This is a genomic window from Streptomyces sp. NPDC098789, from assembly GCF_044759975.1.
Taxonomy (GTDB): domain Bacteria; phylum Actinomycetota; class Actinomycetes; order Streptomycetales; family Streptomycetaceae; genus Streptomyces.
In genome coordinates, this window is the sequence record NZ_JBIWAJ010000023.1 from 1 (window position 1) to 15,184 (window position 15,184).

Sequence of the window (15,184 nt, forward strand, 5' to 3'; positions counted from 1 at the left end):
TTCGTCTGGAGCAGGTCCTGCGTCGTCTCCACCAACAGCGCGTCCGCGCCACCGCTCAGCAGACCCTCCGCATTGACCTGGTAGGCGTCCCGGATCGCGTCGTAGCGGATGTGGTTCAGGGTCGGCAGCTTGGTGCCGGGGCCCATGGAGCCCAGCACCCAGCGCTGCTGGCCGGTCGAGGCCGTGAACTCGTCCGCGACCTCGCGCGCGATCCGCGCACCCGCCTCGGAGAGCTCGAAGTTGCGGTGCGGGATGTCGTACTCGACCAGGGCGGAGAGGTTCGTGCCGAAGGTGTTCGTCTCGACGCAGTCGACGCCGACGGAGAAGTAGGCCTCGTGGACCGTGCGCACGATGTCGGGGCGCGTCACGTTCAGGACCTCGTTGCAGCCTTCCAGCTGCTCGAAGTCCTCCATCGTCGGGTCCTGGGCCTGGAGCATCGTCCCCATCGCGCCGTCCGCGACCACCACGCGGGTGGCCAGCGCCTGCCGGAGGGCGTCGGCACGGGTCTGTGTGTCGGCGGCGGGCGGGTTCGGCAACGAGGCCATGGTTGAGCTCCCTGGGATGCGACGGCTGTCGGCTTTGCACCCCCTCTGTGTCAAGGGTGCACGCGGTCAGGGTAACCGCGAGGGACCGGCCCCGGTGAGGGTGTCCCACGTGGCGGACTGCATTCTGTGCGCGGGGGTTCACCGGGTCTGGCCGGTTCGCCGTGGCTCGAACAGTTTCCCCACCATGCGCGGAGTCGGCATCGACCGATACTGTTCAGCATTGTCGAACCACGTCAGCAGGAGGCAGCCCGATGGCACGGAACATCCAGTCGCTCGAGCGAGCCGCTGCGATGCTGCGACTCCTGGCGGGGGGCGAGCGCCGCTACGGCCTGTCGGACGTGGCCTCCTCGCTGGGGCTGGCCAAGGGCACCGCCCACGGCATCCTGCGGACCCTCCAGGCCGAGGGCTTCGTGGAGCAGGACCCGGTGTCGGGCCGCTACCAGCTGGGGGCGGAGCTGCTGCGCCTGGGCAACAGCTATCTGGACGTGCACGAGCTGCGCGCCCGCGCGCTGGTCTGGACGGACGATCTGGCCCGGGCGAGCGGCGAGAGCGTGTACGTGGGGGTGCTCCACAAGAGCGGGGTGCTGATCATGCACCACGTCTTCCGCCCCGACGACAGCCGCCAGGTGCTGGAGGTGGGGGCCATGCAGCCGTTGCACTCCACGGCCCTGGGCAAGGTGCTGTCGGCGTACGACCCGGTGGCGCACAGCCAGGCCGCGGAGGCCGAGCGGGAGTCGTTCACACCCCGTACGGTCACGGACCCGGCCGGCTTCGAAGAGGTGCTGGACCTGACCCGGGCGCGCGGCTGGGGCTCCGACGTCGAGGAGACCTGGGACGGCCTGGCCTCGGTGGCCGCGCCGATCCACGACCGGCGCCGGATGCCCGTGGGCGCGGTGGCGGTCTCGGGCGCCGTGGAGCGGGTCTGCGGCGAGTCCGGGGAGCCGCGTCCGGCGCTGGTGGCGGCGGTGCGCGACTGCGCGCGTGCGGTTTCGCGCGATCTCGGCGCGGGCCGGTTCTGACCTTCCCTTCTCAGCCAGGGGCCCTTCCCTGGCCGTTCCATGCCCTTTTCGGCCGGTTCCTGACCATGGGATGGCTGGATTTGGGCGATCGTACCTACTGGTAACGATCCTGCACTTTGGCCTGGCCAACCCTTGACGCGTTCTCCACCTGGGCGGAAAACTGCCGTTCACCGGTCGGCATTGTCGAACACCTAACGGCAATACGCGTTAGGGTGTGGCAAGGCCAAGGAACCGGTGCAGCACTCACCGAGTGCGTGGGACCACCGGAGGGACCCGGTGTTCCGCCCACCCCATGGACGTTTTTGACAAAGGAGTCGCGGGTGTCCAGCTCCGACATCTTCATCGGCGAGACCATCGGTACCGCCCTGCTCACCCTGCTCGGCGGAGGCGTCTGCGCCGCCGTGACGCTCAAGAGCTCCAAGGCCCGCAACGCGGGCTGGCTGGCGATCACGTTCGGCTGGGGCTTCGCCGTCCTGATCGCCGCCTACGTGTCCGCCCCGCTCTCGGGTGCCCACCTGAACCCGGCGGTCACCGTCGGCCTCGCCATCAAGAGCGGCGACTGGAACGACGTACCGGTGTACTTCGCCGGCCAGCTGCTCGGCGCCATGCTCGGCGCCGTGCTGATGTGGGCGACGTACTACGGCCAGTTCCGCGTCCACCTCGCCGACCCGGAGCACATCCGCGACGCCAAGCTGGGTCCCGAGGACCCGCACCCGCACGACCAGGCCGGTCCGGTGCTCGGTGTCTTCTCCACGGGCCCCGAGATCCGTAATGTCGTCCAGAACCTCACCACCGAGATCATCGGCACGGCCGTCCTGGTCCTGGCCATCCTGACCCAGGGCCTCCAGGACGACGGCAAGGGCCTCGGCGTCATCGGCGTCCTGATCACCTCCTTCGTGGTCGTCGGCATCGGCCTCTCGCTGGGCGGGCCGACCGGTTACGCGATCAACCCGGTGCGCGACCTCGGTCCGCGCATCGTGCACGCCCTGCTCCCGCTGCCCAACAAGGGCGGTTCGGACTGGGGGTACTCCTGGATCCCGGTGGTAGGCCCGCTCGCCGGCGCCGCCCTCGCCGGCGGTCTGTACAACCTCGCGTTCGCCTGATCAGTACCGGCACGTTGCGCACGATCCGCACCGCCCCCTGATTCCGCCTACTCACAGACCTGCCAGGAGCAGCCACCATGACCAGCAGCACCGGCCCCTTCATCGCCGCGATCGACCAGGGCACCACCTCCTCCCGCTGCATCGTCTTCGACCGCGACGGGCGCATCGTCGCCGTCGACCAGAAGGAGCACGAGCAGATCTTCCCGAAGCCGGGCTGGGTCGAGCACGACGCCATGGAGATCTGGACCAACGTCCAGGAAGTCGTGGCGAGCGCCATCGCCAAGGCCGAGATCACCTCGGCCGACGTCAAGGCCGTCGGCATCACCAACCAGCGCGAGACCACCGTGCTGTGGGACCGCCACACCGGCCAGCCCGTGCACAACGCGCTGGTCTGGCAGGACACCCGCACCGACGCCCTGTGCAAGGAGCTCGGCCGCAACGTCGGCCAGGACCGCTTCCGCCGTGAGACCGGCCTCCCGCTGGCGAGCTACTTCGCCGGCCCGAAGGCCCGCTGGCTGCTCGACAACGTCGAGGGCCTGCGCGAGCGCGCCGCGGCCGGGGACATCCTCTTCGGCACGATGGACTCCTGGGTCATCTGGAACCTCACCGGCGGCGCCGAGGGCGGCGTGCACGTCACCGACGTCACCAACGCCTCGCGCACCATGCTGATGAACCTGCACTCCCTGGAGTGGGACGCCAAGATCGCGGAGTCGATGGAGGTCCCCCTCGACATCCTCCCCGAGATCAAGTCCTCCGCCGAGGTCTACGGCCACGTCAAGGACGGCGTCCTCGCCGGTGTCCCGGTCGCCTCGGCGCTCGGTGACCAGCAGGCCGCCCTCTTCGGCCAGACCTGTTTCGCCGAGGGCGAGGCGAAGTCGACGTACGGCACCGGCACGTTCATGCTCATGAACACCGGCGACAAGATCATCAACTCCTACAGCGGCCTGCTGACCACGGTCGGCTACCAGATCGGCGACCAGAAGCCGGTCTACGCGCTGGAGGGCTCCATCGCCGTCACCGGCTCGCTCGTCCAGTGGATGCGCGACCAGATGGGCATGATCAAGACCGCGGCCGAGATCGAGACCCTCGCGTCCTCGGTCGAGGACAACGGCGGCGCCTACTTCGTCCCCGCCTTCTCCGGTCTGTTCGCCCCGTACTGGCGCTCCGACGCCCGCGGTGTGATCGCCGGCCTCACCCGGTACGTCACCAAGGCGCACATCGCCCGTGCCGTCCTGGAGGCCACCGCCTGGCAGACCCGCGAGATCACCGACGCCATGACCAAGGACTCCGGCGTCGAGCTGGCGGCCCTCAAGGTCGACGGCGGCATGACCTCCAACAACCTGCTGATGCAGACCCTCTCCGACTTCGTGGACGCCCCCGTGGTGCGCCCGATGGTCGCCGAGACCACCTGCCTCGGCGCCGCCTACGCCGCCGGCCTGGCCGTCGGTTTCTGGCCCGACACCGACGCCCTGCGCGCCAACTGGCGCCGCGCGGCGGAGTGGACCCCGCGCATGCCCGCCGACCAGCGGGACCGCGAGTACAAGAGCTGGCTCAAGGCCGTGGAGCGTTCCATGGGCTGGGTCGACGACGAAGACGCCAGCTGACCGCACCAGCTGAGTCAATCGACGAGGAGCTAAGAGAGATATGAGCACCCTGCAGAGCGTTCCCTCGCTGGGAACGCACCCGACCGCCGGTTCGAACGCGAGCCGGGCCGAGACCCGCGAGCAGCTGGCCAAGGCCACGTACGACCTGCTCGTCATCGGCGGCGGAATCCTGGGCACCTCGGTGGCCTGGCACGCCGCGCAGTCGGGTCTGCGGGTCGCCATGGTGGACGCCGGCGACTTCGCCGGCGCCACCTCCTCGGCCTCCTCCAAGCTCGTCCACGGCGGGCTGCGCTACCTGCAGACCGGCGCGGTCAAGCTGGTCGCGGAGAACCACCACGAGCGCCGGGTACTGGCCAAGGACGTGGCCCCGCACCTGGTCAACCCGCTGACCTTCTACCTCCCCGTGTACAAGGGCGGCCCGGTCGGCGCCGCGAAGCTGGGCGCGGGCGTCTTCGCGTACTCGGCCCTCTCGGGCTTCGGCGACGGCATCGGCAAGGTCATATCCCCGGCCCGCGCCGCCGCCGACAACCCGGGTCTGAAGACCGACAACCTCAAGGCCGTCGCGGTCTACTACGACCACCAGATGAACGACTCCCGCGTCGCCGTCATGACGGTCCGCGCGGCCGTCGAGTCGGGCGCGGTCGTCCTCAACCACGCCGAGGTCACGGGCCTGCGCATGACGCAGGGCCGGGTCTCCGGCGCCGAGCTCAAGGACCGCCTCGACGGAACCGAGTTCGGGGTCGACGCGCGCGTCGTGCTCAACGCCACCGGCCCGTGGGTGGACCACCTGCGGCGCATGGAGGACAAGCACTCGATGCCGTCGATCCGCCTCTCCAAGGGCGCGCACATCGTGATGAAGCGCAAGTCGCCGTGGAAGGCCGCCATGGCCACCCCGATCGACAAGTACCGCATCACCTTCGCCCTCCCCTGGGAGGACCAGCTGCTGCTCGGTACGACCGACGAGGTCTACGAGGGCGACCCGGCGGACGTGCGCGCCACCGAGTCCGACATCGAGCAGATCCTCGACGAGGCGGCCTTCTCCGTGAAGGACGCCGACCTCGACCGCTCCCTGATGACGTACGCCTTCGCGGGCCTGCGGGTGCTGCCCGGCGGCCCCGGCGGGGTCGAGAAGGCCAAGCGCGAGACGGTGGTCTCCGAGGGCCGTGCGGGCATGCTGTCGGTGGCCGGCGGCAAGTGGACGACGTACCGGCACATCGGCCGCGTGGTCATGGACAAGCTGGCGAAGCTCCCGGGCAGCCCGCTGACCGACGACATGGAGCCGGTGAAGTCCCTGGTGCGCCGGGTGCCGCTGCCCGGTGTCGCCAACCCCAACGCGGTCGCGCACCGGCTGCTGATCGACCGGGACCCGGGCTCGCGGATGGACCCGCTGACCGCGCGCCACCTGGCCTCCCACTACGGCTCGCTGGCCTTCGACATCGCGCGCCTGGCCAATGAGAACCCGGCGCTCGCCGAGCGGATCCACGAGGACGGCCCGGAGATCTGGGCGCAGGTCGCCTACGCCCGTGACCACGAGTGGGCGGAGACGGTCGACGACGTCCTGCGCCGCCGTACGACGGTCACCGTGCGCGGTCTCGACAACGCCGAGGTGCGCGCCCGCGTCGAGGAGATGCTGAGCCGCAAGGCATAGCTTCCGCGCAGGTGGGGAAGAGGGGTGGTCCCGGGGACCACCCCTTTTCCGATGGCTGTGGCAGGCACACCGCCAAGGCTTAGGCTGGCCCTCGTACGCAAGGAACTTCGGAAGGAGACCTGGGTGATCGAGCTTGAGGGCGTGCCCGAGCTGATCGACCCGGTCATGGTGGCCGCGTTCGAGGGCTGGAACGACGCGGGTGACGCCGCCTCCGGTGCGGTGACGCACCTGGACCGGGAGTGGAAGGGCGAGGTGTTCGCGGCGCTGGACGCCGAGGACTACTACGACTTCCAGGTCAACCGTCCGACGGTGTGGCTGGACAACGGGGTGCGCAAGGTCACCTGGCCGACCACCCGGTTGTCCGTGGTCCGGGTGGGCGGCGCCAAGCCGCGCGACCTGGTCCTGGTCCGGGGCATCGAACCGTCCATGCGGTGGCGGTCGTTCTGCAACGAGATCCTCGGCTTCGCCCATGAACTGGGCGTGGAGATGGTGGTCATCCTGGGCGCGCTGCTCGGGGACACCCCGCACACCCGGCCGGTGCCGGTGAGCGGGGTGACGTCCGATCCGGACCTGGCCCGAACGATGGACTTGGAGGAGACCCGGTACGAGGGCCCGACGGGCATCGTCGGGATCCTCCAGGAGGCCTGCACGCACGCGGGTGTTCCGGCCGTCTCGCTGTGGGCGGCGGTGCCGCACTACGTGTCGCAGCCGCCGAACCCGAAGGCGACGCTGGCCCTCCTGAACCGCCTGGAGGACCTCCTGGACATCCGCATCCCGCTGGGCGAACTGCCGGAGGACGCGCGGGCGTGGCAGGTGGGGGTGGACCAACTGGCCGCCGAGGACAGCGAGGTGGCGGAGTACGTCCAGACGCTGGAGGAGGCGCGGGACACGGCGGACCTCCCGGAGGCCTCCGGGGAGGCCATCGCCCGGGAGTTCGAGCGGTACCTGCGGCGGCGGGACGGTGGGCCGGGGCCCGCGGTGGCGGGCGACCCCGGGGACGGTTCGTACCTGCGCGACCCGTCGAGCGGTCGACCGAAAGGTCCGCGCCGCAAGCCGGACGCCGCCGCGGAAGACCCCGCCGACCCCCCGCCGGAGGACCCCTCCCCGGACACCCCGGAGGCCTAGGGGGTGCGACCGGCCCCCTAGAGGAGGGTCACGATCTTTCCTCGGACGCGTCCGCGCTCGGAGTGGGCGTGGGCCTGGGCGATCTCTTCCAGGGGGTAGGTCTGTTCGACGCGGGGCGTGTACCGGCCCTGCGCGCCGTATCCGGCGGCTTCGGCGAGGAGCGCGGGGTCGTTCGCCGCGTTGACCAGGTGGACGCCCAGGCGACCGGCGTTCCTGTGGTCGGCGACCGTCACGACGCGGGTCGGGCTTCCGGCGATCTCGACGAGGTCCGCGAGGGATCCGGAGCCGGCGGCGTCGAGCACGAGGTCGATCCCGTCGGGGGCCAGGTCGGCGAGGCGTGCGGCGAGGCCCGTGCCGTAGGTGGTGGGAAGGGCTCCGAGGGAGGCGAGGAACGCGTGGTTGCGCTCGCTGGCCGTCCCGATCACGGTGGCGCCCATGGCGACCGCGATCTCGACCGCCGCGCCGCCGACACCGCCGGCGGCGCCTTCGATCAGCACGGTGCGCCCCGCCAGCGGTCCGAGCGCCTTGAGCCCGCCCAGTGCCGTCACGGCCACCAGGCCGGCCCCGCCCGCCTCCGCGTCGTTCCACGCGTCGGGCGCGGGGGCCCAGGCCGAGAGCACGGCGAGCTCCGCCGTCGCTCCCGTGACGCCGCCCAGCCCGAAGACGCGGTCGCCGACGGCCACTCCGTCCACGCCCTCCCCGATCATGTCCACCAGGCCGACGGCGTCACGGCCGGGGATGGCCGGCAGGTCCACGGGGAGTACGTCGCGTACCTCTCCGCTGCGCACCTTCCAGTCGACGGGGTTGACGCCGGCCGCCGCGACGCGGATGCGGATCTCTCCGGCGCCGGGGCGCGGGTCCGGCGCCTCCTCGACGGTGAGGGTCTCGGTGCCGCCGTACTCGTGGTAGCGGACTGCGCGCATGATGTTTCTGCCTTCCATCCCAACGGCTCGGTACGCCGTGACCTCCACTACGCTAAAACCTGACGTCGGTGTCAGGTGCAAGTCGAGCAGCTCCGTGCGCGAGGTACTCCCCCGCGTGGACTCCGGCACGGCGGCGCCGGGGAGACGCGGTGATCGCCAACACCCGCCCCCACCCGAGTGCACCACCCCCGAAGTGCGGCACGGCCGATCCAACCGGCCCTGGGCCCGATCAAGCCCCGCCGGCGTTTGAGGCGCCCCCGGTGGGCACACGGGGCCGCGCCCGCCCCCTGAACGCACCGCGGCCCCCGCCCCCCGAAGGGGACAGGGGCCACGGTCACGACCGGTCGGGACCGGCCAGGGTCAGAGGGCCACGCCCAGCAGGGCGTCCACGGTGCGCGAGACCAGGCCCGGCGCGGCCTCGTCGGAGCCGCCGGAGGCGATCTGCGCGTCCGCCCAGCGGTCCACGGCCGCCAGCGCGGCGGGCGCGTCCAGGTCGTTCGCGAGCGCCTCCCGGACCTCCTCCACCAGCGCGTCGGCCGCGAGCCCGTCCGGCCGGGACACCGCCGCACGCCACCGCTCCAGCCGCGCCACCGCATCGGCGAGGACGCCGTCCGTCCACTCCCAGTCGGACCGGTAGTGGTGCGAGAGCAGGGCCAGGCGGATCGCCGCCGGGTCGACCCCGGAGCGCCGCAGCGCCGAGACGAAGACCAGGTTGCCCTTGGACTTCGACATCTTCTCGCCGTTCAGCCCGACCATGCCCGCGTGCACGTACGCCTTGGCCATCGGGAACTCGCCCGTCAGGGCCTGCGCGTGCGAGGCGCCCATCTCGTGGTGCGGGAAGGCGAGGTCGGACCCGCCGCCCTGGATGTCGAAGCCCATGCCCAGGTGGTCCAGGGCGATGGCGACGCACTCGATGTGCCAGCCGGGCCGGCCGCGGCCCAGCGAGCCGCCGTCCCAGCTCGGCTCGCCCGGGCGGGCGGCCATCCACAGCATCGGGTCGAGCGGGTTCTTCTTGCCGGGGCGCTCGGGGTCGCCGCCGCGCTCGGCGGAGAGCAGCCGCATCGCCTCGGCGTCGAGGTGCGAGACCCCGCCGAAGTGCGGGTCGGACTCGACCGAGAAGTAGGTGTCGCCGTCGAGTTCGTAGGCGGCGCCCGCGTCCCGGAGTCGCTCCACGAGCGGCACGATGCCGGGTATGGCCTCGACGGCGCCGATGTAGTGCTGCGGCGGGAGCATCCGCAGGGCGGTCATGTCCTCGCGGAACAGGGCGGTCTCGCGCTCGGCGAGCTCGGTCCAGTCGTGGCCGTCGCGCAGGGCCCGCTCCAGGAGCGGATCGTCCACGTCGGTCACGTTCTGGACGTAGTGCACCTGCCGCTTGGTGTCGAGCCACACGCGTTGCACGAGGTCGAACGCGTTGTAGGTCGCCGCGTGACCCATGTGGGTCGCGTCGTACGGGGTGATTCCGCAGACGTAGATACGGGCGACGGGACCGGGGGAAAGGGTGACCTTCCCCTGAGTCGAAGTGTCGTGGATCTGGAGGTCGCGGCCCTTGCCAGGCAGGGCGGGGACCTCAGAAGCGGGCCAGGCATGCATGCATCGAGCCTAACCGGACGGGTGTTCCTCAAACGAACCGGACCTGCGCTCTTGGCGTGATCGAATCACTTGCGGTCCGGACGGTTGTGTGCGTACGTCCGTGCGGGCCCGGAGGCCCGGTAGCGGACGGGGTCAGACGGGCGGCCAGGGGATCGAGGGCCACTCCCCGGAGGGTCGGGGGTGCTCTCCGGTCCGCAGCAGGTCCGCCACCCGGCCCCGTACGGCGTCCAGCTCGACCGGTGTGATCAGTTCCGCCAGTCGGGTGGCGAGGGGCGCTCCCTCGGCCAGCAGGGCGGTCAGGGAGGCGAGCACCGCGCGCGCCTCGTCGGTGAGCGGCTCCCCCGCCCAGCCCCAGAGCAGGGTGCGCAGCTTGTCCTCGGTGTGGAAACTCACTCCGTGGTCGATGCCGTAGAGCCGGCCGTCGGGGGCGGGCAGCAGGTGGCCGCCCTTGCGGTCGCCGTTGTTGATCACGGCGTCGAGGACGGCGAGGCGGCGCAGCCGGGGGTCGTCGGCGTGCACGAGGAGGGCGGTGCGGCCCTCGCCGACGTCGGCGAGGGCGACGGGCTTCCAGCCCTCCCCCGCTTCCTCGCCGTCGACCAGCGCGAGCAGGTTCGCCCCGGCCGGCCCCCCGGACTCCGCGGCCTCCGGGGCGTCGGCGTCCTCGGCCGGCTCCTCGGCCTCGATCCAGTGCTGGACCATGCCCTCGCCGTACGGCCCGTCGCGCAGCACGGTCGCGGGGACCAGGCCCCAGCCGGTGGCTTCGGAGACCAGGAAGGCGGCTCGCTCGCGCTGGGCGAGGTTGCCGTCGGGGAAGTCCCACAGCGGCCGCTCGCCCTTGACGGGCTTGTAGACGCAGTCCACGCTCACCCCGTCGTGGATCACGGTGCACAGCAGGACGGCGTTGGACGCCTCGCGGATCCGGCCCCGGACGGTCAGCTCACCGCGCGCGAGCACGTCGAGGAGCGCCTCGGTCGGCCGTTCCTGCTGGTCGTCCTGCTGGTCGTCAGGCCGGTTCTCCCGCGTCACGTCGTCCCCCATCGCGTTCACGCCCCGCGCCGGTAACCGTTCTGGCGCGGACAGACGTGCCCCTCGGGGTCCAGGGGCAGGCTGCACAGCGGGCACGGCGGGCGTCCCGCGTTGACCACGTCCAGGGCCCGCTTGGCGAAGGCGCGGGCCTGCGCCCCGGAGAGCCGCACCCGCAGCATGGGCGGGCCGTTCTCCTCGTCCTGGAGCAACCGCTCCTCCGCCTCGGCGAGGTCCTCGTCCGAGTCGGCGTCGAGTTCCACCAGGGCCTGCGCCTCGACGATCATGCGCTGTTCCTCGCCGTCCCAGGCCAGGGCCATGGTGCCGACGCGGAACTCCTCGTCGACGGGCGCGTCGAGGGGGGCCGTGTCCGCCGCCTCGGCGGAGGCCACGGCGGGTACCGGGGCATTGCCCCCGGTGCGCCGCACGACTTCGTCCAGCAGCTCGTCCATCCGCTCCGCGAGCGCCGCGACCTGGGTCTTCTCCAGGGACACGCTGGTCACGCGGGGGCCGGTGGAAGCCTGGAGGAAGAAGGTTCGGCGTCCGGGCAGGCCGACCGTGCCGGCCACGAAGCGGTCCGGCGGGTCGTAGAGGAACACCTGACGGGGCACGTCCAGTCTCCGGTTTCTCTGCGGCAGGGGGAGGTCTGCGCACGTGTGTCTGTGCTGATGTATCGGGGCCAGTCCACCCTACTGCGCCGTTCGATCACGCAGCGCCCGCGCCGCCTCCCACGACGGCGTTCCCGCCGTCTTCGGCGCCTTTGTCCGCGCCCCGCGGCGCACCCTCCGCGGCGGGATCCGCCGCGGGGCGGGCGCCGAGGCCGCCGAACTCCCCGGTGTCGCCGAGCCGGAGCAGGAAGGGGCGGGTCGGCGTGTAGCGGATCGCGGTGATCGAACAGGGGTCGACGTGGATGCGTTGGAAGAGGTCGAGGTGCATCCCGAGGGCGTCGGCGACGAGCGACTTGATGATGTCGCCGTGCGAACACATCAGGTACGCGGCGTCGGAGCCGTGCTCCTCGTCGATGCGCGCGTTCCACTCGCGCACGGCGTCCACGGCGCGCGCCTGCATGGCGCGCATGGACTCGCCGCCGGGGAACGCGGCGGCCGACGGGTGCTGCTGGACGATCCGCATCAGGGGCTCGTCGGAGAGCTCGGAGAGCTTGCGCCCGGACCAGTCGCCGTAGTGGCACTCGCCGATCCGCTCGTCCGGGTGCAGCGGCAGGTCCGGCCGGGCGGCGAGCAGCGGCGCCAGGGTCTGGCGGCAGCGCTCCAGCGGACTGGTGACGGCGGCGGCGAGCGGCAGGTCCGCGAGGCGACCGGGCAGCGCGGCGGCCTGTTCGGCGCCGCGCTCGTCCAGCTCGACGCCGGGGGTCCATCCGGCGAGCAGCCCTGCGGTGTTGGCGGTGGACCGCCCGTGTCGTACGAGGATCAGCGTGGCCATGCGGACAGGGTAAGCGGTCGGCGTGGTGTGCGGCCGGGGCCGGGGCAGGGAAGAATGCCCCGGGTGATTGTGGACTGCGCGATTTACCGGGACGGCCGCCGTACCGATGGACCCGAGGACTTCTCGGACGCCCTGGCCGAGGCCAGGGCCGCCGGCGACGCCTTCCTGTGGGTCGGCATGCACGAGCCGTCGGCGAAGGAGTTCGAGCACGTCAGCCAGGAGTTCGGACTGCACGCGCTCGCCGTCGAGGACGCCCTCACGGCGCACCAACGGCCGAAGTTGGAGGTCTACGACGACTCGCTCTTCGTCGTCCTCAAGCCGGTCCTGTACGACGAGGCCACGGACACGGTGACCACGGGCGAGCTGATGGTCTTCATCGGCGACTCGTTCGTCGTGACGGTGCGGCACGGCGAGGGGGCCGCGCTGACCGCCGTGCGGCGCCGGCTGGAACAGGAACCGGACGTGCTCAAGCACGGGCCCACCGCGGTGCTGTACGCGGTGGCCGACGCGGTGGTGGACCACTACATCGACGTGGCGGCGGAGCTCCAGGCGGACCTGGAGGAGCTGGAGGCCGAGGTGTTCTCGCCGAACCCCTCGGACGCGAAGAACACGGCGGCGCGGATCTACGGCTTCAAGCGGCAGGTGCTGGAGTTCCGGCGGGCGACCAGCCCGCTGCTCCAGCCGATGGACCGGCTGGCCTCGGGGAACGTGCCGTTCGTGCACGACCACTCGCGGCCCTTCTTCCGGGACGTCTCCGACCACCTGACGAAGGCGAACGAGTACATCGAGGGCCTGGACCGGCTGCTCTCGGACGCGCTGGCGGCGCACCTGGCGCAGATGGGCGTCCGGCAGAACGACGACATGCGCAAGATCTCGGCGTGGGCGGCGATGGCGGCGGTGCCCACGATGGTCGCGGGGATCTACGGCATGAACTTCGAGCACATGCCGGAGCTGACGCACGCGTGGGGCTATCCGGGCGTGCTGATCGTGATGGCGCTGCTGTGCGTGGGTCTGCACCGGATGTTCAAGCGGCGGGGCTGGCTGTAGGGACCACCACCGGCTGGGTCCGGCCCGCGCCGCCGGGGCCGCTGTCGGCGCCGAGGGCGTCTCGGTGCTCCGGCATCCGCAGGTCCACCATGCGGTGCCAGCCGGCGAAGCGCTCGTAGGCGTGGACGGAGCGGATCCCGGCGGCGAGCGCGGCGGACTTGGCCGCGGGCCAGCGCAGCAGGCGGCCCATGTGGGCCATCACGGCGAGGCTGACGTCGCGGTAGACGGTGATCTCGGCCAGGGCGCTCTGCCGCAGTACCCGCTGGATGGTGTGTCCGTGGCCGGCGGCGGCGAGGCGCAGGAGTTCCTCGTGGCAGTAGGCGAGGTGGTTGTCCTCGTCGGCGCTGATCATCCGCACGGCCCGGCCGATCTCGGGGTGGTCGCCGAAGTGGCGCACGAGCAGCTTCATCTGGTCGGCGGCGCGCTGTTCGGTGACCCGGCTGTGGGCGAGGTAGACGACGATGTCGCGCTCGGTCAGCGGTTCGGCGCGGCGCAGCTTCTCGTGGGCGAGCCCGATGCCGAGCCGCTCCAGCTTCATCGTGTAGTCGGTGTCGGCCGGGACGGTGACGGCGTGCAGTCCCCGGTGGCGCAGCAGGGCGTGGAAGATCCGCCCGTGTTTGTCCTCGTCGGCGCCGTGCCGCACGATCCGGGGCGCGAGGGTGCGCATGCCGTCGGGCACCAGCGCCGCGATCCGCGCGTTCTCCCAGCCGCCCTGGGACTCCCCGCTGGCGGCGATGGAACAGAACAGCTGGAAGGAGTCGTCGTGTTCGAGGATCTCCCGGAACAGGCTGCGGGCAGAGAGCATGGGACGGACACCTCCGGGGAAGCGGGACTTCACTCAAGTCCCGATCCCGGGTGCGGGCAACCGTAGGTAGCCCGAAGGGGTAGGCCCGGGGGCGTAACCCACCGGGCCCCCGGCGCGTTGTTCGCTGTGCCGGCCGTGGCGGGGAAGACCCCCCGAGCCCCCACCACGGCCGCAGACTTCCTCCCGGCCCCCGGCCCCTGGCGTGCTACGCGAGTCCGGCCCGCTCCAGGGCCTCGGTACCGGCGCGCAGGGCGGTGAGGCGCTCCTCCAGGGTGAAGCCGGCCGGGGCCAGCGTCAGGGTGGTGACCCCGGCCTCGGCGTAGGCCGTCATCTTGTCCGCGATCCGCTCCACGGAGCCGAGCAGCGTGGTCGAGTCGATCAGCGAGTGCGGGATCGCGGCGGCCGCGCCCGTCTTGTCGCCGGCCAGGTACTTGTCCTGGATCTCGGCGGCTTCCTTCTCGTAGCCCATGCGCTGGGCGAGCTGGTTGTAGAAGTTCTGCTTGCGGCTGCCCATGCCGCCGACGTACAGGGCGGTGTAGGGGCGGAACATGTCGGCGAGGGCGTTCACGTCGTCGCCCACGGCGAGCGGGACGGTCGGACAGACGTCGAAGCCGTCCATGGTCAGCCCGGCCTTCTGGCGGCCCGCCCGGATGTGGGTGAGGGCGGTGGCCTCCAGGTGCTCGGCGGCCGGGAAGATGAGCAGGGCGCCGTCGGCGATCTCGCCGGTCTGCTCCAGGTTCTTGGGGCCGATGGCCGCGATGTAGAGCGGGATGTGCTCGCGGGTGGGGTGCACGGTGAGCTTGAGCGGCTTGCCGGGGCCGCCGGGCAGCGGCAGGGTCCAGTGCTCGCCGTCGTGCGAGAGTCGCTCGCGGCTCATGGCCTTGCGGACGATCTCCACGTACTCGCGGGTGCGGGCCAGCGGCTTGTCGAACTTCACGCCGTACCAGCCCTCGGAGACCTGCGGCCCGGAGACGCCGAGGCCGAGGCGGAAGCGGCCGCCGGAGAGGGAGTCCAGGGTGGCGGCGGTCATCGCGGTCATCGCGGGCTGACGGGCCGGGATCTGGAGGATCGCGGAGCCGATGTCGATGCGCTCGGTCTGGGCGGCGACCCAGGCCAGGACGGTCGGGGCGTCGGAGCCGTAGGCCTCGGCGGCCCAGCACACGTCGTAGCCGAGGCGGTCCGCCTCCCGGGCGACGGCCAGGTTGTCGGCGTCCATGCCCGCGCCCCAGTAGCCGAGATTGATGCCGAGCCGCATGTCGTCCCCTTTAAGCCGGTACACGTCTGTACTGATGAGTAACGTCGCTGTCCCCGG

At 71.7% G+C, this 15,184-nt stretch carries 14 protein-coding genes; 6 read left to right on the forward strand and 8 right to left on the reverse strand.

Annotated elements, in window-relative coordinates:
- Positions 1 to 545: homocysteine S-methyltransferase family protein (locus tag ACIQWR_RS34190; protein WP_404017783.1), on the reverse strand; the 545-nt coding region annotated here is incomplete at its 3' end.
- 251 nt (positions 546 to 796) lie between these two features.
- On the opposite strand from ACIQWR_RS34190, the gene ACIQWR_RS34195 reads away from it, so the two are divergent.
- From ACIQWR_RS34195 to ACIQWR_RS34215, 5 genes are all read left to right on the forward strand, one after another.
- Positions 797 to 1,564 carry an IclR family transcriptional regulator gene (locus ACIQWR_RS34195; protein ID WP_404017784.1) on the forward strand — a complete coding sequence of 256 codons (768 nt, stop codon included), beginning with the start codon at positions 797 to 799 and terminating at the stop codon, positions 1,562 to 1,564.
- A 320-nt stretch (positions 1,565 to 1,884) separates the two neighbouring features.
- Positions 1,885 to 2,667 carry an MIP/aquaporin family protein gene (locus ACIQWR_RS34200; protein WP_404017786.1) on the forward strand — a complete coding sequence of 261 codons (783 nt, stop codon included), beginning with the start codon at positions 1,885 to 1,887 and terminating at the stop codon, positions 2,665 to 2,667.
- Positions 2,668 to 2,744: 77 nt separating this feature from the next.
- Positions 2,745 to 4,271: a glycerol kinase GlpK gene (gene glpK / locus ACIQWR_RS34205; RefSeq protein WP_404017788.1), complete on the forward strand. Its 1,527-nt coding sequence runs from the start codon at positions 2,745 to 2,747 to the stop codon at positions 4,269 to 4,271.
- A gap of 40 nt (positions 4,272 to 4,311) precedes the next feature.
- On the forward strand, positions 4,312 to 5,919 hold the full coding sequence (locus ACIQWR_RS34210; RefSeq protein WP_404017791.1) for an FAD-dependent oxidoreductase: 1,608 nt from the start codon (positions 4,312 to 4,314) through the stop codon (positions 5,917 to 5,919).
- Between the two features lie 123 nt (positions 5,920 to 6,042).
- A complete protein-coding gene (locus ACIQWR_RS34215) occupies positions 6,043 to 7,044 on the forward strand; it encodes a PAC2 family protein (RefSeq protein WP_404017794.1) in 1,002 nt (333 codons plus the stop codon).
- 17 nt (positions 7,045 to 7,061) lie between these two features.
- Here ACIQWR_RS34215 and ACIQWR_RS34220 read toward each other — a convergent pair whose 3' ends face one another.
- The 5 genes from ACIQWR_RS34220 to ACIQWR_RS34240 all read right to left on the reverse strand — a co-directional run bounded on the left by ACIQWR_RS34220 (position 7,062) and on the right by ACIQWR_RS34240 (position 12,020).
- Complete coding sequence (locus ACIQWR_RS34220) at positions 7,062 to 7,967, reverse strand: NADP-dependent oxidoreductase (RefSeq protein WP_404017797.1); 906 nt, start codon at positions 7,965 to 7,967, stop codon at positions 7,062 to 7,064.
- Between the two features lie 360 nt (positions 7,968 to 8,327).
- Positions 8,328 to 9,557 (reverse strand): cysteine--1-D-myo-inosityl 2-amino-2-deoxy-alpha-D-glucopyranoside ligase, encoded by a 1,230-nt coding sequence (gene mshC / locus ACIQWR_RS34225; RefSeq protein WP_404017798.1) that lies wholly within the window; start codon positions 9,555 to 9,557, stop codon positions 8,328 to 8,330.
- A 132-nt stretch (positions 9,558 to 9,689) separates the two neighbouring features.
- Positions 9,690 to 10,595 (reverse strand): SCO1664 family protein, encoded by a 906-nt coding sequence (locus tag ACIQWR_RS34230; protein ID WP_404018086.1) that lies wholly within the window; start codon positions 10,593 to 10,595, stop codon positions 9,690 to 9,692.
- Positions 10,596 to 10,600: 5 nt separating this feature from the next.
- Positions 10,601 to 11,191, reverse strand: a complete 591-nt coding sequence (locus ACIQWR_RS34235; protein WP_404017801.1) for a DUF3090 domain-containing protein — start codon at positions 11,189 to 11,191, stop codon at positions 10,601 to 10,603.
- A 94-nt stretch (positions 11,192 to 11,285) separates the two neighbouring features.
- Positions 11,286 to 12,020, reverse strand: a complete 735-nt coding sequence (locus ACIQWR_RS34240; RefSeq protein ID WP_404017804.1) for a histidine phosphatase family protein — start codon at positions 12,018 to 12,020, stop codon at positions 11,286 to 11,288.
- 54 nt (positions 12,021 to 12,074) lie between these two features.
- Here ACIQWR_RS34240 and corA point away from each other — a divergent pair, with 54 nt between their 5' ends.
- Positions 12,075 to 13,067 (forward strand): magnesium/cobalt transporter CorA, encoded by a 993-nt coding sequence (gene corA, locus ACIQWR_RS34245; RefSeq protein ID WP_404017807.1) that lies wholly within the window; start codon positions 12,075 to 12,077, stop codon positions 13,065 to 13,067.
- On the opposite strand, the gene ACIQWR_RS34250 is transcribed toward corA, so the two are convergent.
- Both ACIQWR_RS34250 and ACIQWR_RS34255 read right to left on the reverse strand, forming a co-directional pair.
- Positions 13,045 to 13,872: a ferritin-like domain-containing protein gene (locus ACIQWR_RS34250; RefSeq protein ID WP_404017810.1), complete on the reverse strand. Its 828-nt coding sequence runs from the start codon at positions 13,870 to 13,872 to the stop codon at positions 13,045 to 13,047. The genes corA and ACIQWR_RS34250 overlap by 23 nt on opposite strands.
- Positions 13,873 to 14,077: 205 nt before the next feature.
- Positions 14,078 to 15,127, reverse strand: coding sequence for an LLM class F420-dependent oxidoreductase (locus ACIQWR_RS34255; RefSeq protein WP_404017812.1), 1,050 nt, complete (start codon positions 15,125 to 15,127; stop codon positions 14,078 to 14,080).
- Between the last annotated feature and the right edge of the window lie 57 nt (positions 15,128 to 15,184).